Annotated in this window: 23 protein-coding genes; 12 read left to right on the top strand and 11 right to left on the bottom strand. The window is 53.9% G+C overall.

The window, feature by feature from the left end; translation table 11 throughout:
• Nucleotides 1-7: 7 nt before the first annotated feature.
• The 5 genes from sucC to purH are packed head-to-tail and all read left to right on the top strand — an operon-like array spanning nt 8 to nt 5,627.
• Nucleotides 8-1,168, top strand: a complete 1,161-nt coding sequence (gene sucC, locus A4Z71_RS05685) for an ADP-forming succinate--CoA ligase subunit beta (protein ID WP_070954945.1) — start codon at nt 8-10, stop codon at nt 1,166-1,168.
• A 28-nt stretch (nt 1,169-1,196) separates the two neighbouring features.
• Entirely contained in the window at nt 1,197-2,084 is an 888-nt protein-coding gene (gene sucD / locus A4Z71_RS05680; protein ID WP_070954944.1) for a succinate--CoA ligase subunit alpha, read from the top strand.
• 29 nt (nt 2,085-2,113) lie between these two features.
• On the top strand, nt 2,114-3,364 hold the full coding sequence (locus A4Z71_RS05675) for a cell division protein PerM (protein WP_070954943.1): 1,251 nt from the start codon (nt 2,114-2,116) through the stop codon (nt 3,362-3,364).
• A gap of 9 nt (nt 3,365-3,373) precedes the next feature.
• Nucleotides 3,374-3,964, top strand: coding sequence for a phosphoribosylglycinamide formyltransferase (gene purN / locus A4Z71_RS05670; protein ID WP_070954942.1), 591 nt, complete (start codon nt 3,374-3,376; stop codon nt 3,962-3,964).
• 19 nt (nt 3,965-3,983) lie between these two features.
• Nucleotides 3,984-5,627: a bifunctional phosphoribosylaminoimidazolecarboxamide formyltransferase/IMP cyclohydrolase gene (gene purH, locus A4Z71_RS05665; protein ID WP_070954941.1), complete on the top strand. Its 1,644-nt coding sequence runs from the start codon at nt 3,984-3,986 to the stop codon at nt 5,625-5,627.
• Nucleotides 5,628-5,660: 33 nt separating this feature from the next.
• Here the strand turns inward: purH and A4Z71_RS05660 are convergent, their stop codons facing one another.
• Nucleotides 5,661-7,124: an alpha-amylase gene (locus A4Z71_RS05660; protein WP_070954940.1), complete on the bottom strand. Its 1,464-nt coding sequence runs from the start codon at nt 7,122-7,124 to the stop codon at nt 5,661-5,663.
• Between the two features lie 82 nt (nt 7,125-7,206).
• On the opposite strand from A4Z71_RS05660, the gene A4Z71_RS05655 reads away from it, so the two are divergent.
• Together A4Z71_RS05655 and A4Z71_RS05650 are read left to right on the top strand one after the other, a co-directional pair.
• On the top strand, nt 7,207-8,424 hold the full coding sequence (locus A4Z71_RS05655; protein ID WP_070954939.1) for an NADP-dependent isocitrate dehydrogenase: 1,218 nt from the start codon (nt 7,207-7,209) through the stop codon (nt 8,422-8,424).
• A gap of 77 nt (nt 8,425-8,501) precedes the next feature.
• Nucleotides 8,502-10,841: a glycine-rich protein gene (locus A4Z71_RS05650; protein WP_084028440.1), complete on the top strand. Its 2,340-nt coding sequence runs from the start codon at nt 8,502-8,504 to the stop codon at nt 10,839-10,841.
• A 46-nt stretch (nt 10,842-10,887) separates the two neighbouring features.
• On the opposite strand, the gene purU is transcribed toward A4Z71_RS05650, so the two are convergent.
• Entirely contained in the window at nt 10,888-11,748 is an 861-nt protein-coding gene (purU, locus tag A4Z71_RS05645) for a formyltetrahydrofolate deformylase (protein ID WP_070954937.1), read from the bottom strand.
• 107 nt (nt 11,749-11,855) lie between these two features.
• Here purU and glyA point away from each other — a divergent pair, with 107 nt between their 5' ends.
• Both glyA and A4Z71_RS05635 read left to right on the top strand, forming a co-directional pair.
• Nucleotides 11,856-13,136, top strand: a complete 1,281-nt coding sequence (gene glyA / locus A4Z71_RS05640) for a serine hydroxymethyltransferase (protein WP_070954936.1) — start codon at nt 11,856-11,858, stop codon at nt 13,134-13,136.
• Between the two features lie 4 nt (nt 13,137-13,140).
• Entirely contained in the window at nt 13,141-14,013 is an 873-nt protein-coding gene (locus A4Z71_RS05635; RefSeq protein ID WP_070954935.1) for a bifunctional methylenetetrahydrofolate dehydrogenase/methenyltetrahydrofolate cyclohydrolase, read from the top strand.
• A gap of 50 nt (nt 14,014-14,063) precedes the next feature.
• Here A4Z71_RS05635 and A4Z71_RS05630 read toward each other — a convergent pair whose 3' ends face one another.
• From A4Z71_RS05630 to A4Z71_RS05615, 4 genes are read right to left on the bottom strand one after another with little or no spacing between them, the layout of a single operon-like run.
• Nucleotides 14,064-14,915 carry a tryptophan 2,3-dioxygenase gene (locus A4Z71_RS05630; protein ID WP_070954934.1) on the bottom strand — a complete coding sequence of 284 codons (852 nt, stop codon included), beginning with the start codon at nt 14,913-14,915 and terminating at the stop codon, nt 14,064-14,066.
• Nucleotides 14,915-16,237 (bottom strand): kynureninase, encoded by a 1,323-nt coding sequence (locus A4Z71_RS05625; RefSeq protein ID WP_236858525.1) that lies wholly within the window; start codon nt 16,235-16,237, stop codon nt 14,915-14,917. Before A4Z71_RS05625 ends, A4Z71_RS05630 begins: the two co-directional genes overlap by 1 nt.
• 47 nt (nt 16,238-16,284) lie before the next feature.
• Entirely contained in the window at nt 16,285-18,132 is a 1,848-nt protein-coding gene (locus A4Z71_RS05620; RefSeq protein ID WP_070954933.1) for an ABC transporter ATP-binding protein, read from the bottom strand.
• Nucleotides 18,129-18,989, bottom strand: a complete 861-nt coding sequence (locus A4Z71_RS05615) for a hypothetical protein (RefSeq protein WP_070954932.1) — start codon at nt 18,987-18,989, stop codon at nt 18,129-18,131. Before A4Z71_RS05615 ends, A4Z71_RS05620 begins: the two co-directional genes overlap by 4 nt.
• 57 nt (nt 18,990-19,046) lie before the next feature.
• On the opposite strand from A4Z71_RS05615, the gene A4Z71_RS05610 reads away from it, so the two are divergent.
• The 3 genes from A4Z71_RS05610 to A4Z71_RS05600 are packed head-to-tail and all read left to right on the top strand — an operon-like array spanning nt 19,047 to nt 21,666.
• The gene (locus A4Z71_RS05610; protein WP_070954931.1) at nt 19,047-19,979 is read left to right on the top strand and encodes an ABC transporter ATP-binding protein; all 933 of its coding nucleotides are present in this window, start codon (nt 19,047-19,049) and stop codon (nt 19,977-19,979) included.
• Entirely contained in the window at nt 19,979-20,824 is an 846-nt protein-coding gene (locus A4Z71_RS05605) for an ABC transporter permease (protein WP_070954930.1), read from the top strand. Before A4Z71_RS05610 ends, A4Z71_RS05605 begins: the two co-directional genes overlap by 1 nt.
• A 2-nt stretch (nt 20,825-20,826) precedes the next feature.
• Entirely contained in the window at nt 20,827-21,666 is an 840-nt protein-coding gene (locus tag A4Z71_RS05600) for an ABC transporter permease (protein ID WP_418219388.1), read from the top strand.
• A 106-nt stretch (nt 21,667-21,772) separates the two neighbouring features.
• On the opposite strand, the gene A4Z71_RS05595 is transcribed toward A4Z71_RS05600, so the two are convergent.
• From A4Z71_RS05595 to ribD, 5 genes are read right to left on the bottom strand one after another with little or no spacing between them, the layout of a single operon-like run.
• On the bottom strand, nt 21,773-22,153 hold the full coding sequence (locus A4Z71_RS05595) for a hypothetical protein (protein WP_070954928.1): 381 nt from the start codon (nt 22,151-22,153) through the stop codon (nt 21,773-21,775).
• 2 nt (nt 22,154-22,155) lie between these two features.
• On the bottom strand, nt 22,156-22,611 hold the full coding sequence (gene ribH / locus A4Z71_RS05590; RefSeq protein WP_070954927.1) for a 6,7-dimethyl-8-ribityllumazine synthase: 456 nt from the start codon (nt 22,609-22,611) through the stop codon (nt 22,156-22,158).
• A 1-nt stretch (nt 22,612) separates the two neighbouring features.
• Nucleotides 22,613-23,845: a bifunctional 3,4-dihydroxy-2-butanone-4-phosphate synthase/GTP cyclohydrolase II gene (locus A4Z71_RS05585; RefSeq protein WP_070954926.1), complete on the bottom strand. Its 1,233-nt coding sequence runs from the start codon at nt 23,843-23,845 to the stop codon at nt 22,613-22,615.
• A complete protein-coding gene (locus tag A4Z71_RS05580; RefSeq protein ID WP_070954925.1) occupies nt 23,846-24,442 on the bottom strand; it encodes a riboflavin synthase in 597 nt (198 codons plus the stop codon).
• Nucleotides 24,442-25,455, bottom strand: coding sequence for a bifunctional diaminohydroxyphosphoribosylaminopyrimidine deaminase/5-amino-6-(5-phosphoribosylamino)uracil reductase RibD (ribD, locus tag A4Z71_RS05575; RefSeq protein WP_070954924.1), 1,014 nt, complete (start codon nt 25,453-25,455; stop codon nt 24,442-24,444). The genes A4Z71_RS05580 and ribD overlap by 1 nt, the downstream gene beginning before the upstream one ends.
• Nucleotides 25,456-25,495 lie beyond the last annotated feature (40 nt).

Below are 25,495 nucleotides of genomic sequence, written 5' to 3'. Positions count from 1 at the left end.
AATCAAAGTGGATTTATTTGAGTACCAAGCTCGCGATTTGTTCGAGTCCTACGGAGTCCCTGTCCTTCAGGGTCTAATTGCTGACACCCCAGAAGAAGCCGAAGCTGCAGCTGCCAAAATTGGTGGCACCGTTGTGGTTAAGGCGCAGGTTCAGGTTGGTGGCCGTGGCAAGGCCGGCGGTGTGAAGGTAGTTCACTCGCCAGCTGAGGCAAAAGAAGCCGCAAGCAAGATTCTCGGCCTAGACATTAAGGGTCACGTCGTGAAGCGCGTGATGATTGCCGAGGGTGCCGCAATCGACAAAGAGTTCTACTTCTCAATTTTGCTTGACCGCTCAAACCGCACCTTCCTTTCGCTATGCAGCGTTGAAGGTGGAATGGAAATTGAGCAGCTGGCCGTAGAGCGCCCAGATGCTTTGGCCAAAGTGCCGGTTTCTGCACTAGACGGAATTGATGAGGCGACTGCGCTTTCAATTGCAAAGCAGGGTGGCTTCGACGATGAATTGGCAGCCAAGGTTGCCCCAGTATTCGTCAAGCTTTGGAATGTCTTCAAGAGCGAAGACACCACCTTGGTTGAGGTCAACCCACTAGTTCTGACCAAAGACGGTCAAATTCTTGCTCTCGACGGCAAGGTTTCCCTCGATGACAATGCTGAATTCCGTCACCAAGACCGTGAAGAGGTAAGCATTGCCAAGGTCGATCCGCTAGAGGCTAAGGCTAAGGCACTTGATCTGAACTACGTGAAACTAGACGGCGAAGTTGGTGTCATCGGAAACGGTGCCGGTTTAGTTATGTCGACCCTAGACGTGGTTGCCTACGCCGGTGAAAAGCACGGTGGCGTCAAGCCAGCTAACTTCCTCGACATCGGTGGTGGCGCTAGCGCTGAAGTTATGGCTAACGGCCTCGACCTAATTTTGAACGACCCACAGGTCAAGAGTGTTTTTGTTAACGTCTTTGGTGGCATCACCGCCTGTGACGCTGTTGCCAACGGAATCGTGGGTGCTCTAAAGACTCTCGGTGACAAGGCGACCAAGCCACTCGTAGTGCGTCTCGACGGAAACAACGTTCTCGAAGGTCGTTACATCCTCAACGAGTTTGCTCACCCACTTGTAACCATCGTCGAAACCATGGATGCTGCCGCCGACAAGGCTGCAGAACTAGCCAACCGCTAAGCGCGAGAGATAAAAGGAAAGAAAAGAAATGGCAATTTTTCTAAACGAAGACTCTCGAATCATCGTTCAGGGTATGACCGGTAGCGAAGGTATGAAGCACACCCGTCGCATGCTTTTGGGTGGCTCAAACATCGTCGGTGGTGTAAACCCACGTAAAGCAGGCGAGACCGTAGACGTCGAAGGAAAGCACCTTCCGGTTTTCGGCACCGTTGCTGAGGCAATGGCAGCAACCGGCGCTAACGTCACAGTTATTTTCGTTCCACCAGCCTTCGCAAAGGCCGCCATGATCGAAGCAATTGACGCTCAGATTCCACTGGCTGTTGCAATCACCGAGGGCATCCCGGTTCACGACTCGGCTGAAGCCTGGGCTTACAACGTGGCTAAGGGTGAAAAAACCCGTCTAATCGGCCCTAACTGCCCTGGAATTATCAGCCCGGGAAAATCAAACGCCGGAATCACTCCGAGTGACATTTCTGGAGCCGGACCAATTGGTCTAGTTTCAAAGTCCGGAACCCTGACCTACCAGATGATGTACGAACTGCGCGACATCGGAATCTCAACCGCAATCGGTATCGGTGGCGACCCGGTCATTGGCACCACCCACATCGATGCACTGGCCGCGTTCGAAGCCGATCCAGAAACTAAGGCAATCGTGCTTATTGGTGAAATTGGTGGCGACTCTGAAGAGAAGGCCGCTGCTTACATCAAGGAGCACGTGACCAAGCCGGTTGTTGCCTACGTTGCTGGTTTCACTGCGCCAGAGGGCAAGACCATGGGTCACGCCGGAGCCATTGTTTCTGGTTCAGCGGGTACCGCTCAAGCCAAAAAAGAAGCTTTTGAGGCCTGCGGTGTAAAGGTCGGCAAGACCCCAAGCGAAACCGCAGCTCTTATGCGTGAGGTTTACAACAACCTCTAAGCCTTGGCTTAGAGCTAGAATCCTGATTCGTGAACCGAAGACTGACATTCCTAGTTGCCGCCTTCGAGGCGGCGCTAGCGGCAGCCATCGGAATCGGAATCGTGCTAGCGCCACTTACCGTTATCTGGTTGATCGAAAACGATCCATCAATTGACTGGTTGGTGGCGTTTCGCACATCCGCTGATCTTTGGCTATTAGCTCACGGCACGCGCCTGGTTGTTCCGGCCAGCACCTTCGCCGGAGCCGAACTGCCTCTTTACATAGTCAGCCTGATTCCGCTGGGCTACACCGCGCTGATTGCATTTATGGCTTTTCGAATCGGGAGAAGGCTAACCGCGGCGTCGGAATTGTGGCCCGGAATCAGCGCAGTGGTTACCGTCTACGGAGCGGTTTCGTTGTTTGTCAGCACCGCAGCGGCAGATCCGGCTATTTATCCGGTCAACTGGCAGGGCACATTTTTCCCACCAACACTTTTTGCTTTTTTTGCCATCCTTGGCGGCTTGTTCGGAAGGCGCAGTCCACTGGCCGAAGGCTTGCCTGAACCCTTCGAACGTCGCTGGTTACGTTCCTGGTGGCTAACTCAATATGACCGAATGCACTGGGCTTTGCGTGCACTCTTGGTGCCGGCTTTGCGCACCGGTACAGCAATCGTTGCAACCCTGTTTACTATTTCAGCCGCCGCTGTTGGCTTGTTGTTAGCCGTCAACTGGATTCAGGTGATTCGACTTTATGAGGCGCTTCAGGTGAGTTTTCTCGGCGGCACTGCTGTAACGGTGGGTCAACTTGCTCTGTTGCCAAACCTGATAATTTACGGGGTTGGATGGCTGCTTGGGCCAGGATTCCAAATTGGCGCTGGATCTCTAATTAGTCCGATTGGAACTGCGGTTGGTCCGCTGCCAAGCATTCCGCTGATTGCCGTTTTACCAATCGGCCAGCTGGAGCTGGGCATGATGGTTCTAGTAATCCCAGTAACAACGGCGTTCATAATCACTGTGCTGGCAAAGAAATTTAGCGACGAAATTCGCTTCGAGTTCGCATCCTCGTTGAATGCGGCGCTAGCGGTTGCCTTTTCGGTAGCTGCCGTAGTTTCAATCGAGGTGCTTGCACTAGCAGTTCTGGCATCCGGTTCGGCCGGGCCCGGCCGTCTTGAAATTGTCGGGCTAAATCCAGTTTCAGTTGCAGCAGCAGCTTTCATCATCACGGTGCTTGCTGCTTTCCTTGGTGCTTTCTTTAGCGCCAAGCCCGAATCACCAGATAATCCGATCGGCAAACGCGGCTAAACTATTCGGGTGCTGTCGGTAGTCGTATTAATCTCAGGTTCTGGTTCAAATCTGCGTGCGCTGCTAGAAGCAACTGAAAATCCGCTTTTCGGGGCTAAAATTTTGGCCGTCGGTGCAGATAATCCAGCCGATGGCTTGGCCCACGCCGAGCACTTTGGTGTGCCAACCTTTGTGGTTAGTCCGACCGCCTTTGCCAGCCGCGAGCAATGGGCCGAGGTGCTGTTGGCAAACGTCCAGCATTTCAAACCAGACTTGGTGGTCTTGGCTGGGTTCATGAGAATTTTGCCGCAAAATTTTGTCTCGGCACTCTCGCCAAATCTAATCAATACACATCCGTCGCTGCTTCCAAACTTCCCAGGATCCCACGCTGTGCGCGACGCGCTGGCCGCGGGCGCAACCACCACCGGAGTAACCGTGCACATCGTCGACGAGGGTGTCGACACCGGGCCGCACATTCGCCAGGCAGCTTTAGACATTTTGCCCGATGAAACCGAATCCGAACTTCACGAGCGCATCAAGGTAATTGAGCGCCAGCAATTGATTGAAGTGGTTCGCGACATTGCCCAAAAAAAGATTCACCTGACGCAACTTTCACGCTAGCCAACCGAAAGGCACATTCTTGGCCGCACACAACGATCACCAGCCAGCCGACTATCGACACCGCGACCGCATCCCGGTTAGGCGCGCGCTGCTTTCAGTTTCAGACAAAACCGGCATCATCGAGTTGGCAAAAAATCTGGTCGCCCAGGGCATCGAAATTGTTTCAACCGGCGGCACCTTCAAAGCCCTTGCCGATGCAGGTTTACCAGTCATTGAGGTTTCACAGCTCACCGGTTTTCCCGAGTCACTCGATGGTCGCGTGAAGACCCTGCACCCAACTATTCACGGCGGGTTGCTGGCTGACATGCGTTTGATTGCGCATGAAGAGCAGCTCAAAGAACTCGACATTCAGCCATTTCAGCTAGTGGTAGTAAACCTTTACCCATTCGTGCAAACCGTGCAGTCCGGAGCGAAGGGCGATGCGGTCGTAGAGCAAATCGACATCGGCGGACCAGCTATGGTTCGGGCCTCGGCAAAAAATCACGCCAACGTCGCAATTGTGGTTGATCCAGCTCGATACGGTGAAATTATTGCTGCCATCGAAGAGGGTGGCACCACCCTGCAGCAGCGACGAGAATTGGCCTACGCGGCTTTTTCGCACACGGCTCGCTACGATTCGGCTGTTTCAGCCTGGTTTGCCAGTGAACTTGAAAATGACTGGAAGCGCAACGCTGGGCAAACAACGCTGGCCGAGAATGCCAATCCGGGTTTCGAAGCTGAGTTCAAGGTTATTGGCAACCTAGAAAACGTGCTGCGCTACGGTGAAAATTCACATCAGGCTGCGGCCCTTTATCGCACTGGCGGCTCAGCCGGCATCGCACAGGCTCGCCAGTTTGGCGGCAAAGAAATGTCTTACAACAACTTTGTCGACGCGGATGCCGCCGTGCGCGCAGCTTACGATTTCAGCGAGCCAGCAGTGGCAATCATCAAGCACGCTAACCCCTGTGGCATCGCTCTGGGTGACCTAAATTCGGCCGACGCAATTGCCGACGCCCATGCGAAGGCGCATATGTGCGACCCAGTTTCGGCATTCGGTGGCGTCATTGCATCAAACCGCATTGTCACCGTGGCTATGGCCAAGCAGGTTGCCACTATCTTTACCGAAGTAATCGTTGCTCCGGGCTATGAAATTGAAGCGCTGCAAATTCTGCTGGAAAAGAAAAACTTGCGCGTTCTTGAATTGCCAGCAAACTACTCACGCGACGCTCTCGAATATCGTCAAATTTCCGGTGGCTTATTGGTTCAGCAACCAGACGAGTTCAGCCAATTCAACTCGCAGGGCTGGAAATTGGTCACCGGCAAAAAAGCTGACGCCGACACCATGCGTGAACTTGAGTTTGCTTGGCGGGCCTGTCGTGCAGTGAAATCCAACGGTATCTTGCTTGCCCGCGAGTTGGCTTCGGTTGGCGTTGGTATGGGTCAGGTAAACCGAGTTGATTCTTGCCGTCTCGCGGTAGAGCGCGCCGAGTCGCGAGCCAAAGGTTCGGTCGCCGCATCGGACGCGTTTTTCCCATTCGCCGATGGCCTGCAAATTCTGATCAATGCCGGGGTTCGCGCCGTGGTGCAACCCGGTGGTTCAGTGCGCGATGAAGAAGTTATTGCAGCGGCTGAAGCGGCCGGGGTGACCATGTACTTCACCGGCGAGCGTCACTTCTTCCACTAAACCGTCCGCTAAATTGCAGACCTGTTTTCGGGGCTAGAGTCGGCTATTTTTATCGATTGCCCAGAAGGTGCCAGACGGCGTCGCCTGCTCGATTGAGCCGTCTGCTCCAACCGAGATAGTCAAACCGGCGCACTTCCCGTCAGCGGTTTTTCCACCGGTGGCCCGGTCACAGTACTCACCGGTCGGCATCGAAGTTTGCAGTGCCTCGCCGGCAAAATCGCGTGGGCTTTGATTTACAAAAATGTAGCCCGCAGCTGCACGACCAAAACCAAGGATGCCGCTGCCTTTTTTGAAATCGGTCATAGGCTGACCGGCGGTGGCATCGCGAAACTGAATCATTTGCAAGGTGCTTGGCCAGCGGTGTTGGCATACCCAATCGCTGTCGTTGTAGCTGGCAATATCTGGGGATGGATCTTGCGGGCAAATCACATTCTGAACCCGCCCGTCTTGCTCGTAGGCTGCGCCTTGGTCGCGTTGGCTAAAGGCATAACCCGAATAGAGCATTGGCTTGCCGTACGGATCGGCCAGCATCAGAGCGGTCGCCGCAGCGAAATCGTGGGGTTGCGTGTAACTCAGTGTTTGACCGTTGCGTTCGGTGTCATGATTTGAAACGAAGGTCACGGCCTGGTTTCCGGACACCATTTTTTTGCGTCTAGCCTCTTGTGTGAAATAGGCGAGTAGCCCAGAGCCGACTGATTTTTTGAGGTCATAAGCGTAGCCAAACTCGAAAACGTCACCCCAACCCAGATAATCTTCCGGTTGAATCGGTTCGCCCCTGGCTCTAATTACCTCTTGGATGATCCAAACGTTTTCGGGTAGTCGCTTGACGATTTGTTCCAGTTCTTCAGCGGCGATGTGTTTAGCCGCGTCGATGCGAAAACCGGCAACTCCCATGCGCAAAAGTTTGATCATGTAATCGGCAAGTTTTTGCTGCACTTTGGCACTGCCGGTATCCAAATCCGATAGCCCAACCAGCTCACACTGGGTTACCTGTTCGGCATCCTGGTAGCTGAGAATTTCACCGTTGATGCTCTTGCAAGTGTGAAAATCATTGCGGCTATAAAGGTCGGGGTACTCGTACTTGGTGAATTCGGTGCCGGCCCAACCGGTGCCACCTTCAATGCCGGCCATGTGGTTGATTACGGCATCGGCAATAATGTCGACTCCGACTGATTTGCAACTATCAACCATGTTTTGGAATTCAACTTCGCTGCCCAAACGCGATTCAATTTTGTAACTCACCGGCTGGTAGTGAGTCCACCAGGCATCGCCCAAAATGTGTTCTTGGGCGGGCGAAATTTCAACCCAATCGATTCCGGCCGGCCCTAAAACCTCGGTGCATTCTTTGGCAATAGAGTTCCAGTTCCACATGAACAACTGGATGCCAACAGCGTTGCTGCGATCAACCTTTTCTAAGACCGGTGCCGACTCACCGGGCACCAGCGCGCACCCGGTTATGGCAAAAATAAAGGCGAGAGTCGCGGCCAGTTTTTTCATGCGTTTTAGTTTAGGTGCCAACCGCTAGGCTAGATGAAGGTTCGTTTTAGACCGCAAGCAATCAATATTCAGGAGCCCGGTTATGGCAAAAATTCAGGTGCAAGGCACCATCGTCGAACTTGACGGCGATGAAATGACCAGAATTATCTGGCAGAACATCAAAGACTCGCTTATTCTTCCTTTTCTAGACGTAAACCTCGAGTATTACGACCTAGGTATCGAGCACCGCGACGCCACCAACGACCAGGTCACGGTTGATGCTGCCAACGCAATCAAGAAGCACGGTGTTGGTGTCAAGTGCGCCACCATTACTCCAGATGAGGCCCGCGTTCAAGAATTCGGTCTAAAGAAGATGTGGAAGTCGCCAAACGGCACCATCCGTAACATCCTCGACGGTGTTGTTTTCCGCGAGCCGATCATCATTTCAAACGTGCCTCGATTGGTACCTGGCTGGACCAAGCCAATTGTTATCGGTCGTCACGCACACGGTGACCAGTACAAGGCAACCGACTTCAAGGTGCCGGGCAAGGGTCAGGTCACTATCACCTGGACACCAGCCGACGGTGGCGAGCCGGTAACTCAGGTTGTGGCAGATTACCCAGAGCACGGCGGCGTCGCCATGGGTATGTACAACTACATGGATTCGATCAGGGACTTTGCTCGCGCATCATTCAACTACGGTTTGTCACGCAACTACCCGGTTTATCTGTCAACCAAGAACACAATTTTGAAGGCCTACGACGGTGCTTTCAAGGATGCCTTCCAGGAAGTCTTCGACGCTGAGTACGCCGACAAGTTCAAAGCGGCCGGCATCACCTATGAGCATCGCTTGATTGACGACATGGTTGCTGCTGCTCTCAAATGGGAGGGTGGCTATGTCTGGGCTTGCAAGAACTACGACGGTGACGTTCAGTCAGACACAGTAGCTCAGGGCTTTGGTTCGCTAGGACTAATGACTTCGGTGCTAACCACTCCAGATGGCAAAACTGCTTTGGCTGAGGCCGCTCACGGCACCGTTACCCGTCACTACCGTGACTGGCAGGCCGGAAAGAAGACCTCGACCAACCCAATTGCATCAATTTTCGCCTGGACTCGAGCACTTTCGTTCCGCGCCAAGATTGATGGAACCCCTGAAGTTGCAGCATTTGCCGAGACTCTTGAAGATGTCATCATCAAGACCGTCGAAGCTGGCGACATGACCAAAGATCTTGCACTGCTAGTTGGCGGCGACCAGGGATACCAGAGCACCGACGAGTTCATTGCCAGCATTGCTGCGAACCTAAAGGCGCGCTTGGCATAATCTGTGCATAATTCTGAGCTTTTGAAGCCTGTGGAAAACTCCGGCAGAGCAGTCTGCCGGAGTTTTACTTTTTGGACATGCACAGTATTCATAAACAGCGTTGGTCGAAGATGTTCTCGGCCGCAAGTATCCTCGCCATCCTTTTCGGTGGCCTGCTGATCCCATCCTCTCGGGCTGTTTCAGCAAATCCGACCGCGGTCTGCGTCGGCGCCAACTGCACCGTCACTTTTGGTTACAGCGGTGACTACTATCTCTGGACGCCACCGGCAAATGCTCAAAATCTTGCCTTCGATGTGCTCGGCGCACAGGGTGGCCGCAGTGGTGGGCTCGGTGGTCGAGTTACCGGTGCGCTACTCACCGGTAACACACCACTGTTTATTTACGTTGGCGGGGCCGGCGCCCAAGGTTCTGGAGTTGCTGGCGGATTTAACGGCGGCGGCACCGCAGGTGCGGGCCGCGGTGACGAGGGCTCTGGCGGTGGCGCGAGTGACATTCGCACCAGCACCGCGCTTGCTTCGCGTCTGGTCGTTGCAGCCGGGGGAGGCGGCTCTGGAGGTTACTCGGGCGGTACCGGTGGTTTCGGTGGTGGCACCAGCGGTGGTGCCGGAACCTCTGGTCAGGGTCAGGCCGGCTCAGGCGCAACTGCATCCTCTGGCGGAAACGGCGGTTTCCCTAACGGCGGTAGTTGGGGTGGAAACGGGGGCCTAGGAATTGGCGGCGCTGGCGGATCGAGCTCAGTTTCCGGCGGTGGCGGCGGTGGCGGCGGTTACTACGGTGGTGGCGGTGGTGGCGCCGATGTCGATAGTTGCTGCTCCAATGCCGGTGGCGGGGGAGGTGGTTCATCCTGGGTTGATTCAACCAAAACCAGTTCGGTCACAAACACAGCCGGCTATCGCTCGGGTGCTGGGATGGTAATCATCAGCTACAGTCTGCCGCCAGAAGTTGCTAGTTTTGGTGCCGCGGCGACGACTTCAAAGTTGGCCGATCAAACACTGAATCTAAATTTCAATCAGAGTGTGACCGGATTGAGTACCTCGGATTTTTTGCTTACAGGCGCCACCTGCTCGAGCCTGAACCTCACCGGAAGCAATGCCAGCTACAACCTGGCATTGGTAGGCTGTAGCGAAGGTGATCTGCAGGTTACCTTGGTGGCCAACTCGGTTACTGGGTCAAGTGCTGGTCCGGCCCAGGCTTTCTCAGCCGCGGCAATCAAGATTGATTACACCGCGCCGGTGGTCGCATACGTGGCGCCACCCGAATTTACTAATCAGCAACTACTGCATTTTGAACTGCAATCAAGCGAGCCGATCAGTCAGCTTGAAGCAGCAGATTTTGAACTAAGCGGTGTTGACTGCTCGATTGGCGCCATCACATCCGTCGATAACCGAACCGTGGTTGAAGTTGCCGGATGTGCGGATTCGCAAATGGTCACTTTGCAGTTGAAGGCGGGCTCAGCCGTGGATGCTGCCGGAAATACCGCACCGAATAGCGCCCAGTCGCTCGGGCAAGTATTTGTTGATCGCACCGCAGCTGCAGCGACTTTTGCGACTCCGATTTCGGCCAGTACCTCGGCCGAGCCAAGCTTTGAAATCGCCTTTGATGAGGCGGTTTACGAACTTACCGTGGCCGATTTTGAGCAGCGCGGCAGTGCCACAAATTGCCAGTTGCTATTGGCCGAGGTTGTGCCAAACCGCGAGTTTGAAATTAGAACTTCAGGATGTTCTCTCGGTTCGGTGCAACTGGCCCTCCTGGCGCAAAGCTATGTCGATGCCGCCGGCAACTCGTCAACCGAGGTTATAAGCGCAAGCATTGAAAAGATTGCCGTGCCTGCTCCGCCGGCTGCGGCGCCGGTTACCGAAACCCCGACGGCTGGGCCGCCAGTTGCTGCACCGATATCGGCTGAACCCCAGCTGACTACTAACCAGGCGCCAAACTCTGCCGCGGAGACCCAGCCAACTGCAACCACCGGTCCAACGGTTTCGGCCAGCCCAGAATCTACCCTGAAAGAGCCAGGCGCTAGCGGCGAGCTCGGCAGTTCAACAACCCAAAAGTTCAACGCGCCCAAACCAGCAGCACCTGGGCTTGCCACCGAGATCAAACTCGAATCACTAAATTCGCAAATTGCAGCCCTCGGCAACGGTGATGTGCCGGAGGCAATTGACGAAAGCGCTGAGCCGCTAGTTGCAACTGGTCAGATTGAACTTGATAACCCAACAGAGCCAAAACCAAGCTCGGCGGCCTTTTCATTTACCGGTTGGCTTTATCAAAGCTGGCAAATCATCACCTTTGGTGCCGCGTTGTTAGCGGTTATCGGCATTGGCACCGCAAATTCGATTCTTAAGCGTCGTCGCAGCAGCCAGAACACTAGCGGCGGATTGGATTTTCTAAATCAACTGCGAATAGCCGGAAACAACTAGGCGAAACTTACAGAAAAAATGGCCCCGCTTTTTGCGGGGCCATTTTTTAGTTGAAAATTACGGTTCTAGCACCGTCGAGCAGCACGCGGCTCTCGGCAAACCAGCGAACTGCCTGGGTTAGCGTCTTTGATTCAACGTCTTGACCAATTGAGACTAGGCGGTTCTTCGAATCTGAGTGCTCGACTCGGACCACATTCTGCTCGATGATTGGACCCTCATCCAAATCTGCGGTAACAAAGTGTGCAGTCGCGCCAATTAGTTTGACACCGCGAGAATGAGCCTGTGCATAAGGGTTCGCCCCTTTGAAGCCAGGCAAGAATGAGTGGTGAATGTTGATGATTCGACCCTCAAATTCTTTACAGAATTCTTCGCTCAAAATCTGCATGTAGCGAGCCAGCACAACCAACTCGATTTTTTCTTCAGCGATAAAAGTGCGCAACCGGTCTTCAAAGGCTTTCTTGTCAGCATCCGAAGAAATCTTGTGCTCCTCAAACGGAACGCTGTAGAACTGAGCCATTTCGCCCAGGTCGCTGTGGTTTCCCATCACGGCGGGAATCTCAATTGGCAACTGGCCGGCACGCTGACGGAACAGCAGGTCATTGAGGCAGTGGCCACTCTTTGAGACCAGAACCAGGGTCTTTACCTTGCGGCCTACCACATCCAGGTTCCAATCCATTGAGTAACGCTGCGTTACCGGCAAAAGTTGGTTTTCAAAGAATTCGCGAGGCACTGCCGATTCAACCTGCAAGCGCATGAAAAATCGACCGGTGTCGTGTGAGGTGTACTGGTGTGCTTCGGTGATGTTTCCGTTTGCCGCCAAAATTGCGCCCGATATGGCGTGAACAATTCCGGGTTGATCTTCGCAAACGATGGTGAGCACCCAGTGGGTGAGGGCTGGTGAAGTCATAGGCTCCAGTCTATTCATCGTGGTCGAATTGGGCGTCAATTCAGGGCGGATAGCCGCTGACGGAATGTTAGAATTTCAGCACCGCCCAGCCTTTAGGAGCCCAAGCCATGTCTGCTCTTCCAAGCACTTTCAACTCTCCGCTAGTTGAGACCGATCCAGAAATCGCCGCAGTCTTGCAGGCTGAACTCGATCGTCAGCGCGGGTTCCTCGAAATGATTGCCAGCGAAAACTTTGTCTCGCGTTCGGTGCTGCAGACCCAGGGTTCGGTGCTCACCAACAAATACGCCGAGGGTTATCCAGGAAAGCGTTACTACGGTGGTTGCGAGGCGGTAGACGTCGCTGAAGAACTAGCTCGTGAACGTGCCAAGGCTCTTTTCGGTGCCGACCACGCCAATGTGCAGCCACACTCGGGTGCTACCGCAAACGCGGCTGTGCTGATGGCGTTGGCTAACCCGGGCGACCCCATCCTCGGTCTTGAATTGGCTCACGGTGGCCACCTAACCCACGGTATGCGCTTGAACTTCTCGGGCAAAATGTACGAGGCTCACTCCTACGAACTCGACCCAGAAACCCACCTAATCAACATGGATACCGTGCGTGCCCGCGCCCACGAGGTAAAGCCGGCCGTCATAATCGCCGGCTGGTCGGCATATTCACGCCACCTAGACTTCGCTGAATTCCGCAAGATTGCCGATGAGGTTGGTGCCAAGCTTTGGGTAGACATGGCACACTTTGCCGGCTTGGTAGCCGCTGGCGTGCACCCAAGCCCAGTTCCTTACGCCGATGTGGTTTCAACCACCGTCCACAAAACTTTGGCTGGTCCTCGTTCGGGCCTAATTCTGTGCAAGGCCGAATACGCCAAGAAGATTGACTCGGCTGTTTTCCCAGGCCAGCAGGGTGGCCCGCTAATGCACGTTATCGCCGGTAAGGCTGTTGCTTTCAAGGCTGCAGCAACCGACGAGTTCAAAGACCGTCAGAAGCGCACCCTCGAGGGCGCTGCCATCATCGCCGAACGCCTAACCCAGCCAGATGTGGTTGAGGCTGGCGTTTCGGTGCTCACCGGTGGCACCGAGGTTCACCTGGTGCTGGTTGACCTGCGAAACTCTCCAATTGACGGCATGATGGCCGAAAACCTGCTGCACGAAGTTGGCATCACGGTAAACCGCAACTCGGTGCCAAACGACCCACGTCCACCATTGGTGACTTCGGGTGTTCGCATCGGTACACCGGCACTGGCAACCCGTGGTTTTGGTGCTGCCGAGTTCACCGAGGTTGCCGACGTTATCGCTTCGGTGCTAATGCCAAACCCAGACATTGAAGCTTTGCGCGCTCGCACTGCAAAACTAGCCGAGGCTTTCCCGCTATACGCTGGCCTCGAGAACTGGTAATTCGTTGAGCGCAATTAGGCTAGACGGCTTAGCCACGGCCAAAACAATCAAGGCTGAGTTGGCAGCTAAAGTCGTCGAACTAAAGCAGCGCGGCATCGAGCCTGGTCTTGGCACTTTGCTGGTCGGTGATGACCCGGGTTCGCACTCATACGTTTCCGGTAAGCACCGCGACTGCGCCGAAGTTGGTGTGCACTCTATTCGCATCGATTTGCCGAACAACGCCTCGGCTGCAGACGTTCGGGCTGCCATCCGCGATCTGAACGAGGCCAAAGATGTCACCGGATACATCATCCAGTTGCCGTTGCCATTCGGTATCGACACCAACGCCATGCTTGAACTTATCGACCCCGCTAAAGATGCCGACGGGTTGCACCCGGTAAATCTTGGTCGTTTGGTTTTAGGTGTCGGCGGTGAATTAAATTCGCCGCTGCCATGCACCCCAGCCGGAATTGTTGAACTGCTGAACCGCTACGAAGTTCCTACCAGAGGTGCCGAGGTTGCCGTTATTGGTCGCGGTGTTACCGTCGGTCGTCCGCTTGGTTTGCTGATGACCCGTAAAGGCATCGACTCGACCGTCACCTTATTGCATTCGGCATCACGCGATCTCGAGCACGCGGTAAAGCGCGCCGACATCGTGGTTGCCGCATTAGGAGTTGCTCACTTTGTGCAACCCGAATGGATCAAACCGGGTGCAGCTGTTCTAGACGTAGGCATTACTCGCGTTGAGGGTCAAGACGGCAAGGCCAAGCTGGTCGGCGATGTTCATCCAGATGTTGCTTCGGTGGCCGCCTATATTTCACCTAATCCAGGGGGAGTAGGACCAATGACCCGCGCCATGCTGGTCAAGAATGTGGTTGACACCGCCGCCCGAGCCTAACTGTTGTTGGTTTGGCTGTGAATCTGGCCTTTAGCCAAACCGGCACATGGTTATAGCTGGCTGCGAATTTCCCACAGATCGGCGAACACCGGTCTAAACAAAGTCGATGCCAGGTAGCCCACTCCGGGTGAACCACCGGTGCCGGGTTTGCGCCCGATGGTGCGTTCAACCATTTTCACGTGTCGATAGCGCCACTCTTGCAGGCCTTCGTCAACATCCAACAGCGATTCGGCAACCGAGGCAGCCTCAAGGTCGCTGCGGTGCATGCTCACCAAAACCTGCTGCACGCGAGCATCACTGCTGTAGCCAACAGTAACGTCACGGTCAAGGACATCTGCCGGCATCTTGTGGCCGCGCGAATCAAAGTAGCGCAGCGCGCTATCCCAAAGCGAAGGGCGCTTCATTGCCGCTTCGACGCGGGCTCGAGCAGTTGAACCCTCAATCAGGTGTTCGGCCATTCCCATCCCGGTTGATTTCTCAGCATCGGCACCGGCGTGATCGCGGCGGCCCAAAATTGCTTCAACCTCGCGAAACTGTGCCGACTGAAAACCACTGGATGATGAAAGTCGACCGCGGAACGAATTGAACTGCAGCGGGGTCATCGTTTCTAAAATGTCTACCTGCGCGACGCAGGTTTTCATGATGGTTCTAACTCGACCCAAAATTGCCTGTGAGCGATGGGTGTCACCAGCTTCCAAAGCCTGCTGCAGCGCCCCCAGTTCATGAATAATCTGCTTGAACCACAGCTCATAGGTTTGGTGAATGATGATGAAGAGCAACTCGTCGTGCTCGTTCGATTCTGGCTGCTGCAACTCGAGCAGTTCATCTACCTTTAGATAGCTGATGTAGGTGATGTGCTTTTGGTTGCGCTCATGCGAATCTGGTGTCTCGATTTGAACCATTAGGTCACCCGGCTGCCGTTGTCTTGAATGTCTAGGTAGCGCTTACTCTCAACCAGTTCGCGCATGCGGTTTAGCCCATCCCAGATTTCGACGTAACTGGTTGGCAGCGGCGCCATCGCTAAACGGATGCTGTCTGGTACTCGATAGTCAGGAATAGTGTTGGTTAGGCTGCGCATTGCGGCAGCAATTTTTTTAGCATCAGGGTGCCCAACGGTGATGTGGCCGCCGCGCAACTGTGGCTCGCGCGAGGTCAACAGTGTGAAACCCAGGGGCGCCAGCCAGGCATCAAACAGGGCCAAGATAAGCTCGGTGCCTTTGGCTGCTTTCTCGCTGATGGCCTGCATGCCAGCTTCTTCAATCATTTGATAGCTGGCCTCTACCGCACGTAATCCCATAATCGATGGGCTAGCAATTTGAAAACGACGGATGTGCCCTGCCGGCTCAAAGAATGGACCCATCTCGAACTGCTTGTCGTTGGCAAACCAGCCCTGAATCGGTGCGTTTAGTTGAGTTTGAATGCTCTTGCTGACATAGAGCCAGGCGGGTGAGCCAGGACCCGAGTTGCCATATTTGTAGGTGCAACCAACAGCGAGATCAACACCCCACTCATCGAAGCGCAGGTCAATCGAACCACCGGCGTGCGAGGCATCCCAGACGACAAGACCGCCGTAACTGCGCACCAGGTCGGTAATGCCTTTGATGTCTGGTCGTGAACCAGAACGGTAGTGGATGGCCTGCAGGGTGACCAGCGCAACATCGTCGCTCAGGTGTTTTTCCAACTCGGCCAGGGTGATTTGCTCGTACTCTGAGTCAATCTCTACCGCGCCTGGGCCACCCATGCCGTCGTTGTTTAGGGTAATTAGGTTTAGCCCCATCGATTCGGCGATGCCGGCGATGATGTAGCGGTCGGTCGGAAAGTTTGAGGCATCGATAATTACCGTTTTGCGACCTGGTCGAGCCTTAATCGCAGCCACACATAGCTGGTAGAAATTTACCGATGTGGTGTCTTGAACCAGGGTCTGCCCCTCGGCGGCACCGAGGATGGCGCGGCCCAACAAGTTACCTACTGTCTGCGCTTCATCAATCCAGTGGGCCCAACCATCAACTAGCTCGCGACCCCATTCGTTGACCAGAAAATCATTGACCGCCGTAATGCTGGCTTTAGGTAGGCGACCTAGGGAATTACCATCCAGGTAACACATGTCGGGGTCATTGATTTGAAATTGAGCTTTGTACTTGGCCAGTGGGTCGGCGGCGTCTAAAGCTAGCGCAGTAGCTCGCTCGGTAGGTTCGCCAAAGGCAGCAATTAGTGGGTAATTCACGAGAGCCTCTCAACATTGAGTGATGCGCACCAGAGGTGCAGTTACTCTCAAACTAGCAGTTGATGCTTGGCTAATTCTTTGTAAAGCGGCACCTTTTTTACCAACTCGCTGTGGGTGCCTGAACCGATTACTCGCCCAGCTTCGAGGACAATTATTTGATCGCTGTCGACCACGGTTGAAAGTCGATGGGCGATGACAATTAGCGTGCGATTTTTCGCAACCGAGTCGATGGCCTCTCTCATCCGCTGTTCATTCACGCCATCGAGTGCCGAGGTAGATTCATCAAGCAGCAAAATTGGTGGTGCGCTCAGCAAAGCACGAGCGATGGCAAGACGCTGGCGCTCGCCGCCAGAAAGCATGATGCCGCTTTCGCCAACCTCAGCATTCAGGCCAGCCGGGTCGCGCTTCAGCACTGCGGTCAGGTTTACTTCGGCCAAAACCTTTTTTAGCTCAGCGTCGCTGGCATCCGGTTTGCCCAGCAGCAGGTTGTCTCTGATTGTGCCCGCAAGCACCGGGGCATCCTGCTCAACATAGCCAATTTGACTGCGCAATTCGGCTCGGCCAAATTCAGTAACCGGTTGACCGGCCAACTTTATTTGACCGCTGGTGGGTTCGTAGAAACGTTCGATTAGTGCAAAAATTGTCGATTTTCCGGCACCGGATGGTCCCACCAGCGCCACTCGGGTGCCCTGCTCAATTTTGAAACTGACATCTGTGAGCACAGTCTTACTGGCGATACCGGTCTGCGGTGCTACCGCGACAACGGTGCCGTCGGCACCATCCCCGACTTCAAAACTATCGGCTGGTTTTTCTGGATAGGTGAAGCCAACCGTGTCAAACTCGATGGCAACTTTGCTGTCTCCACTGCGTTGACCGATGCTAACCTCATCCGCGGTTTCGGTTGGCAAATCTAAAATTTCCTGAATACGAGCCAGAGCACCGAGTGCGCTCTGCACCGAGGTGTAGGCACCAAATGCCTGAATTAGTGGGCCGATTAGGAAGAACAGCAGAATTACAAAAGTCACCAGGTTGGCAATTGTGGTTGCTCCAGACGCAACTCGAAAACCACCAACACCCAGAACCAGGATGAACGAGGTGTTCATGGCGATTTGAGCAATCGGTGTTATCGCTGCGCTGAGGCGGGCAATTTTTACACCCTGCTCATAGGCCCGACCAGCCTGTTCGTGAATTGCGGTGGCTTCACGTTCTTCAGCACGGGCGGCTCGAATGGTTCTGATCGCCGAGATGGCGCGCTCTACCGCGGCCGACATTTCACCAACGCGCTCTTGAGCTTTGGTGGTGGCGAAACGAATTCTTCGGGCAGCGGTCGAAATACCCAGGATGGCAACCACGATTACTCCTAGGGTTAGGCCAAGCAGAACCGGATCAATAATTGCCATGGCTATAACTGCACCGGCAAATAGCAGCGCACCGCCAACAGCATCGACCAAACCTTGGGTAAGCACAGCTCGTAGCAGAGTGGTATCTGAACCAACGCGGGAGACCAGGTCGCCGATTCGGCGGTGATCGAATTCGATCACCGGTAAGCGCAAAATTCGGTTGACCAAATCGCGGCGAGAGGATCGCACGACACCTTCACCGGTTTTGGTCAGCAGGTAATACTGAAATCCGTTTAGAAAGGCGGCGGCGATAACTAGCAAGACCAAAATTGCAGCCAGTGGAGCGACCGGTTTCTGATTCTGAACCGCATCAATTACCTGACCGGTCAACAGCGGTTGAGCCAGGCTCATGCCGGCGCTAACCACCGAAATCGCAGCAGCCAGAATCAGCGCTGGCTTGTAGTCGGCTAGGTAGGGCAGAAGTTGGCTGAACTTGGCCTTTTTCCCGTTATCCGGCTGCCGTCTTGTGGTTCGGCGCGAACTGGTCATGCTCATGGCAACTCCTGTAGTTGGGGATCACCCAAAATTTGCTCGTTCAACAAAAAGTTGATCTCTTGTAGTGAAAGCGCTTCGGTGTACGCAGTATTTCGCGAAAACCTAGAAAAGTCTGCAGACTTCAGGGCTGTCAATGATTCGGGGTGACCTAGTTTCAGAAACATGCGAGTCGAATTGGGTTTGCGCTCAAAGTTTTCATGCACGGTACCGCAGCCATAGCCGAAAACAGTTAGTGCGACATCTGCTTCTTGCGGCGCCACCTTTTCAATGAAGCGATTATCAACAACTTTTAGCAGTGGTCTTAGCTCATCGCGTTTCTGCCAAATTTGAAAACAGGTATTCAGTGCCAGTTTTTTTGACAGCGGATAACCGTAATCATCCACGTAGTCGATCTTCAGATCTTGGTCGCTGATCAGGTGAAACCTGCGATCGAGTCGGTTTATTACCGACCATTTTCGCCACGATCTAGGCACTACGAAGCAGATGTAATCGCTGAATTCGGCCGCTTTGTTGAAAAAGGGAATGCTGAGCGAGTTGTTTCGGCCAAACGGCGGATTCGAGAGCGTGATTGCACTTTCGGTGGAAACTTGGGCCGTAAAAAAATCTTGCTTCTGGACTGCCTTGTGTTTTGGCTCGATGTCAAAGGCGATTACTTTGGCACCATATCTTTGGGCCGCGATAACAAATGCACCGTTGCCGCCAGCTGGTTCAACAACGCATCGAGCGCTGAAGTCTGGAATCAAACCGGCTACCGATTCGGTTAACTCTTGGGCTAGGGCTGCTGGCGTGTAGAACTGCTCTTTACCGGTCTTTCGGGTGTTGCCAAGTTTTGCCTTTGAGGTCTTGGCAGCAATCATCTCTTCAGAATATCAAGTGTTAGTCTGAAGGGCTGCCGATAGGCGAATGGATAACGAATGAATGACCAACCAGAAATGATTGTCGCAAAAGACTTGACCAAGGTTTTTGGCGACTTTATTGCCGTAAACGGCATCAGTTTTAGTGTTCGAAAAGGCGAGGCTTTCGGTCTGCTCGGGCCCAACGGTGCCGGCAAATCAACCACTATGCGAATGATTTCAGCTACCTCGAAACGCACCAGTGGCACTCTCGAAATTTTGGGTAAAGACCCAAACAAATTCGGTCCTGAGATTCGAGCCCATCTCGGTGTGGTTCCGCAGCAGGACAATCTGGATCGTGAGCTTAAGGTTTGGGAAAACCTTTACATTTACGGCCGGTATTTTGGCCTCGGCCGCAAATTTTTGAAACAGAAAGTTGCTGAACTTTTAGCTTTTGCGCAGCTGGAAGATAAGAAGGATTCGAAAACCGACGACCTCAGTGGTGGCATGAAGCGCCGACTTACAATCGCGCGCGGTTTAGTCAACGAGCCAGAGATCTTTTTACTGGATGAGCCAACCACCGGTCTCGACCCGCAAGCCCGCCACGTTTTATGGGATCGGCTATTTCGCCTAAAAGAGCAGGGCGTCACTCTGGTCATCACCACCCACTACATGGATGAGGCCGAGCAGCTCTGTGATCGCCTAATCGTTATGGATAAGGGCGCGATTATGGCCGAGGGTTCCCCGGCTGAACTAATTCGTCTGCATTCGTCGCGTGAAGTTCTTGAGGTTAGATTCGGGTCGGCAAAAAATGCTGAGGTTGCTGAGCAAATACGATCTCTCGGCGAGCGAATCGAAGTACTGCCTGATCGCATCCTGGTCTACGCCGAAGATGGTGAAGCTGAGCTCGCGAAAATTCATCAGCTAGGGCTTGAGCCACTTACTTCGCTGGTACGTCGATCTTCACTAGAGGATGTCTTCTTGCGTTTGACTGGAAGAACTTTGGTCGACTAATGAGCGATGTGAAATTTAGCCGGTGGCAGGGTGCCCCCAAGCTGGTTGATTTAGACAAATTGCGCTGGTTTGGCGCCTTTTACGTGGCCGAAATGCGCATCAGAACTATGGCTAAATGGTGGGTCACAATTGTGCTCAACGGTTTCGGTAACCCGGTAATCTACCTGCTCGCCATTGGTATCGGCGTTGGAACATTGGTTGATGCCAACGGTGGTGCCGAGGCCTTGGGTGGATTCAGCTACCTACAGTTTCTAGCCCCAGCACTGCTAGCCTCGGCGGCGATGCAATCGGCCATGGATGAAACCGCATTTCCCACCCTTCGCGGCTTTGTTTGGGATAAAGGTTTCTTTGCACTAAACGCAACTCGGTTGACTGGCCGACAAATTGCCGAGGGTGTTCTGATGGGGGCATACGTTCGAGTAATCCTCAGCATTTTCTTCTACGAGCTGGTGTTGCTGGCTTTCAACGCGATTCCGCTGAATATGGCTTTGCCGCTGTTTTTCTCATCCTTTTTCGCCGGCTTAGCCTGGGGATCACTAATTTTGGCGCTCAGTTCAAACGTCGTCGACGATGACGGTTTTATCTCGCTGATTTTTCGCTTCGTCGTAATGCCGATGTTTTTGTTTTCCGGCACCTTCTATCCGCTGGAACAAATGCCAATCTATTTGCAGTGGATTGGCTGGATCTCACCACTTTGGCATGCCACCAGTTTGGGCCGAATTATGTCACTTGAATTGAGCGTTGAGCCATGGGTCTGGATCATGCACCTTGGTTTCTTGGCGCTGCTGGCCATAATCGGTCGCGCAATTGCGTTTCCAACCTTCGAGCGGAGGTTGTCGAAGTGAGTTTGACTAATTTAGTGGCCACCACCGCGGTCGAGATTGCCGAGCGTCGGCGAGGCAAGTTGGGTGCCGAGCAGTACGCCGGCCGCACTCGTTTCGTGGTGGAACGCAACGTTCTGGCGTTAAAAACCTCAAACTTGCTGCAGGTAGTTTCCGGCTTCTTTGAGCCGCTGTTCTTCCTGCTGGCTTTTGGCTTTGGCGTTGGCCAGCTCATCGGTCAGGTAACCGATGCCTCGGGTAATCCAGTCGATTATCGAACTTGGATTGTGCCGGCGCTACTGGCTACCAGTGCGATGAACGGCGCGCTAATGGACGCCACCTGGAACGTCTATTTCAAAATGCACTTTGCCCGCCTCTACAACGGCATGCTGGCAACTTCGATGGGTCCGTTAGACGTGGCACTGGGGGAGATCGCTTGGTCACTGATTCGCGGTGCCGGCTACGCAACAGCTTTCATGATTGTGGTCACCCCGCTAGGGCTAGTGCCGAGCATTTGGGGCATCCTGGCGATTCCAGCGGCGGTGTTGATTGCTTTCGGTTTTGCTGCGGTGGGTATGGCTGCCACCACCTACACCCATTCGATCCAGCAGTTGCAGTGGATCAGCTTTTTCACACTGCCGATGTTTATGTTTTCCGGCACCTTTTACCCAATTACGGCCTATCCGGCGGTGTTGCAGACCATCATTCAAGCGTTGCCGCTATGGCAGGGAGCATCTCTGATTCGCGGGCTAACCTTTGGTCAAATCGACGGTGCTTTATTAGGCCACGTGCTCTACTTTGCGATCATGATTGCTGGCGGTCTCTGGCTCACCTCAAAGCGGCTAACCAAGTTGTTCATGTCGTAGGCCCAACGGTCCAGATTCAAGCGGCGGTCCCACCGCCAACATCCACACCAACAAAAAAGGGACCCGATAGGGTCCCTTTTGAGTTTTGTTGGAAATCTAGGTTTGTCTACCAAAAAACCGCAACGATGATGTTTAACACGGTTAGAGCGCCAATCAGTCCAAACGTCGAATTCTTAAGCTTTTCTTTTTTGCGGTTGATCATGACGAATACAACGATTGCAGCCACGACCAGAGATTTAACCGCAACTTTGAGGTTGTCTAGTTCTGCTGCGTTAGGGTCAAGTGCCGACATCCACTCGCGGAACCCAACCAAGAGTAAGCCGGTAACCAGCATTGTCCAGGCACCGTGAACCATGGCCGGGATGATCTTCGCCGTGCCAGGTTTGATGCTCTTCATTTGAACTAGGAATCCGCCGAGCAGTGATGCAAGGCCGATGAAGTGCAACACCAGGGTTGCGTCCTTGAGGAAAGTTGCAGTTGTAATCATGTTTAGAGTCTAGCCATGAGAATGGCTGCCTCTACGGCTTCTGCACCCTTATCTTCTTTTGAATTAGGCAGGCCAGCCCGGGCTAGAGCCTCGGCTTCGGTGTTTACGGTGAGCAAGCCAAAGCCGATTGGGATACCGCTGTCTAGCATTACGCGCATAAGGCCGTCGGTAGTTCCCGCGCAAACATAGTCGAAGTGTGGGGTTTCACCCTGGATGACAACTCCGAGAGCGATTACCGCGTCGGCGCCTGCGTCGATGGCCTTTTGAGCGCCAAGTGGAAGCTCGAAGGCCCCTGGCACTCTCCAGATTTCGTATTCGGTGTTACCGGCATCGACCAGCGCCTTTTCGGCACCGGCTAACAGCCCACCGGTGATCTCGTCGTGCCAAGAGGTAACCACAATGGCAACCTGCAATCCCGAGGCGTCGACCTTAATTTTTGGGGCGCCAGCACCACTCATATTAGATTTCTCCTGGAATCAGGTGTCCCATGCGTTCGCGCTTGGTTTCAAGGTATTTGATGTTCTGCTCAGCAGTTCCAACCAAAATTGGCACATACTCGTTCACCGGAATGCCGGCATCGGTTAGGTAGCTGCTCTTCGCCGGGTTGTTAGTCATCAGGCGAACACTGTCAACACCTAGGTCGCGCAAAATTGAAACGGCTGCGCCGTATTCGCGATTTTCGCTAGGCAAACCGAGGGCAAGGTTTGCATCGACTGTGTCTAGCCCCTTGTCCTGTAGCGCATATGCTTTGAGCTTGTTTAGCAGACCAATTCCGCGACCTTCTTGGCCGCGTAAATAAATGACAACGCCACCATTTGGGTCGTTTGCTATTTGATCTAGTGCAAAATCGAGCTGCGGCCCACATTCGCACTTGAGCGAGCCAAAAGCTTCACCGGTGATGCATTCGGAGTGTAGGCGAACCAAAACATTGTCACCGGTTGGGTTTCCGGCAATTATTGCCACGTGGTCGGCAGTCGTCTTGATGTCGTAGTAACCGCGCACGCGAAAGTTGCCGTGTGTGGTTGGCAGGTTAGCCTCTGCCTCAAAACGGATGCGGTCGTCGAGCACCTCATCTGGAAAATCTGGTGCTGCGATTCGATGCTGAATTAGCTGCTCAATGGTGATCACAGGAAGCCCCTCTCGTTGACCTACCTTTAACAACTCATTTAGTCGCATCATTGTTCCATCTTCGGCAACCATTTCTGCAATAACTCCAACCGGATTCAATCCGGCCAGCCTCAGTAGATCGACGGTTGCCTCGGTGTGGCCTGCTCGGGCAAGGACTCCACCCTTTTTAGCCCGCAACGGGATGACGTGTCCGGGTCTAATCAAATCTTCGGGACGACTGTTTGGGTTTGCCAAAACATTCAGTGTTCTTGCTCGATCGGCAGCTGAAATTCCGGTGGTGACCAGCTCGGCCGCATCGACCGAAACGGTGTATTGGGTGCGCAATGGGTCTTTGTTGTTAGTCGTCATCAGCGGAAGCTCTAGTCGGTTGGCTAGTTTCTCCGGCATGGGTGCGCAGAGGTAGCCCGAGGTGTTCCTAACCATCCAGGCAATCCACTCAGGTGTTGCAAGTTCGGCCGCCATGATGGCGTCGCCCTCATTTTCTCGATCTTCATCGTCGGCGACCAGAACCGGTTTGCCGGCTTTTAGCGCCGCCAAAGCCTCTTCAATCGTGCTTAGTTGCAATTACTGGTTCCTAGCTTCTAGTAGTCGTTCGATGTGTTTGGCCATAATGTCGGCTTCAACATTGACCTTGTCTCCCGGTTGCTTGCTGCCAAGAGTTGTCAGTCGCAAAGTTTCCGGAATCAGGCTCAAGGTGATGAAATCTGGGCCAACCTCGTTGACGGTTAGTGAGACACCATCAATCGTGATTGAACCTTTCAAAACCACGTATTTCATTAGTTCAACCGGGATGCGAACGCGGACTAGCTCCCAGTTTTCGCTGGGGGTGCGGCTGACAATTTCGCCGACTCCATCAACGTGCCCTTGCACCACGTGGCCGCCAAATCGAGTTGCCGCAGTCATTGCCCGCTCCAGGTTTACCGGCGAGCCAACCTGGATGCCAGCCAAAGAAGTTTTGTTCAGCGTCTCCTGCATTACATCAGCGGTGAAGCTGGTTTCGTCAAACTCGACCGCGGTGAGGCAGGTGCCGCTCACTGAAATGGAGTCTCCACGATTTACATCGCTAACCACTTTTGGTCCCTTGATGGTGAGCCTTAGCGAGTCGGCTAGGTGCTCAATTGCTAAAACCTCGCCCAGCTCTTCGATGATTCCGGTGAACATTAGCTCTCCTTTTTCTGAGCGCGAAGCATTAAATCTGCGCCCAACTGTTTCATTTCAAAAACTTCTAAATCAATTGATTCGGAAATGTGTTTAACCCCGATATCGGCAATTGCAGTCCTGGGGCCACCCAGCAACTTTGGCGCCAGATAGATCAAGAACTCATCGGCTAGGCCAGCCTCAATAAAACTGGATTCGAGAGTTGCACCACCCTCAACAAAAACCTGTCGAATTCCGCGCTCGAAAAGCTGGCTCAGCACCTGCTTGGGGTCATGGGTTTTCAACTGGATGGTCTCGGCTAGGTCATTGAAAACTCGAAGATCTTTAGACAGTTGGCGGTTGCCGACCACGACTCGAAGCGGCTGGCTTCCGTATGAACTGCCATCTTCTTGTCTGGCGGTCAATTCGGCATTATCGATTTCGACGGTATTGGTGCCCGCGATTATGGCCTGCGATTTTGAGCGTCGAAGGTGCACATCTGCACGTGATTGTGCAGACGTAATCCATTTCGAGGTGCCATCGGCTGCTGCCGTGCGGCCATCAAGACTGCTAGCCCATTTGATTACGACGTAGGGGCGATTTTCTGTCTTTGAAATCAACCAAGGCCGAATCAGTGCTTTTGCTTGATCCTGCAGCACATCGGCAATAACTTCAACGCCGGCGGCCTCAAGAGTATGTTGGCCGCCACCTTCGTTTTTACCCGGGTCTTTGGTGCCAAACACAACGCGCTTTACCCCTGCGTCGATTAGAGCTTGAGAGCATGGGCCGGTGCGACCGGTGTGATTGCAAGGTTCAAGAGTGACGATTGCGGTGAGGCCTCGGCCATCGGCGACTTTGCTCAGCGCATCGACTTCGGCGTGGGCGGTGCCGGCACCTTTGTGCCAACCCTCAGCGACAATTTTTCCGTTGTCATCGACCAGAAGCGCGCCAACTTGGGGGTTAATTCCGTATTCCGGTGAAAGGCTCGCCAGTTCAAGCGCGCGAAGCATCAAAGCTTCGTAGTCTGGCTTGTTCATCCGCGGTTCCTCTGTTCGGAACGTTGCTGCGGGGACGAGA

This window comes from Candidatus Rhodoluna planktonica, from assembly GCF_001854225.1.
In the GTDB taxonomy this organism is placed as follows: Bacteria; Actinomycetota; Actinomycetes; order Actinomycetales; family Microbacteriaceae; genus Rhodoluna; species Rhodoluna planktonica.
This window is presented reverse-complemented; position numbering and strand designations above follow the sequence as displayed.

Bases quoted from the DNA above. Each gene is read 5' to 3' on its own strand.
- sucD (WP_070954944.1), top strand. From the start codon at position 1,197: ATGGCAATTTTTCTAAACGAAGACTCTCGAATCATCGTTCAGGGTATG.
- A4Z71_RS05660 (WP_070954940.1), bottom strand. From the start codon at position 7,124: ATGAAAAAACTGGCCGCGACTCTCGCCTTTATTTTTGCCATAACCGGG.
- A4Z71_RS05655 (WP_070954939.1), top strand. From the start codon at position 7,207: ATGGCAAAAATTCAGGTGCAAGGCACCATCGTCGAACTTGACGGCGAT.
- A4Z71_RS05650 (WP_084028440.1), top strand. From the start codon at position 8,502: ATGCACAGTATTCATAAACAGCGTTGGTCGAAGATGTTCTCGGCCGCA.
- purU (WP_070954937.1), bottom strand. From the start codon at position 11,748: ATGACTTCACCAGCCCTCACCCACTGGGTGCTCACCATCGTTTGCGAA.
- glyA (WP_070954936.1), top strand. From the start codon at position 11,856: ATGTCTGCTCTTCCAAGCACTTTCAACTCTCCGCTAGTTGAGACCGAT.
- A4Z71_RS05630 (WP_070954934.1), bottom strand. From the start codon at position 14,915: ATGGTTCAAATCGAGACACCAGATTCGCATGAGCGCAACCAAAAGCAC.
- A4Z71_RS05620 (WP_070954933.1), bottom strand. From the start codon at position 18,132: ATGAGCATGACCAGTTCGCGCCGAACCACAAGACGGCAGCCGGATAAC.
- A4Z71_RS05615 (WP_070954932.1), bottom strand. From the start codon at position 18,989: ATGATTGCTGCCAAGACCTCAAAGGCAAAACTTGGCAACACCCGAAAG.
- A4Z71_RS05610 (WP_070954931.1), top strand. From the start codon at position 19,047: ATGAATGACCAACCAGAAATGATTGTCGCAAAAGACTTGACCAAGGTT.
- A4Z71_RS05605 (WP_070954930.1), top strand. From the start codon at position 19,979: ATGAGCGATGTGAAATTTAGCCGGTGGCAGGGTGCCCCCAAGCTGGTT.
- A4Z71_RS05595 (WP_070954928.1), bottom strand. From the start codon at position 22,153: ATGATTACAACTGCAACTTTCCTCAAGGACGCAACCCTGGTGTTGCAC.
- ribH (WP_070954927.1), bottom strand. From the start codon at position 22,611: ATGAGTGGTGCTGGCGCCCCAAAAATTAAGGTCGACGCCTCGGGATTG.
- A4Z71_RS05580 (WP_070954925.1), bottom strand. From the start codon at position 24,442: ATGTTCACCGGAATCATCGAAGAGCTGGGCGAGGTTTTAGCAATTGAG.
- ribD (WP_070954924.1), bottom strand. From the start codon at position 25,455: ATGAACAAGCCAGACTACGAAGCTTTGATGCTTCGCGCGCTTGAACTG.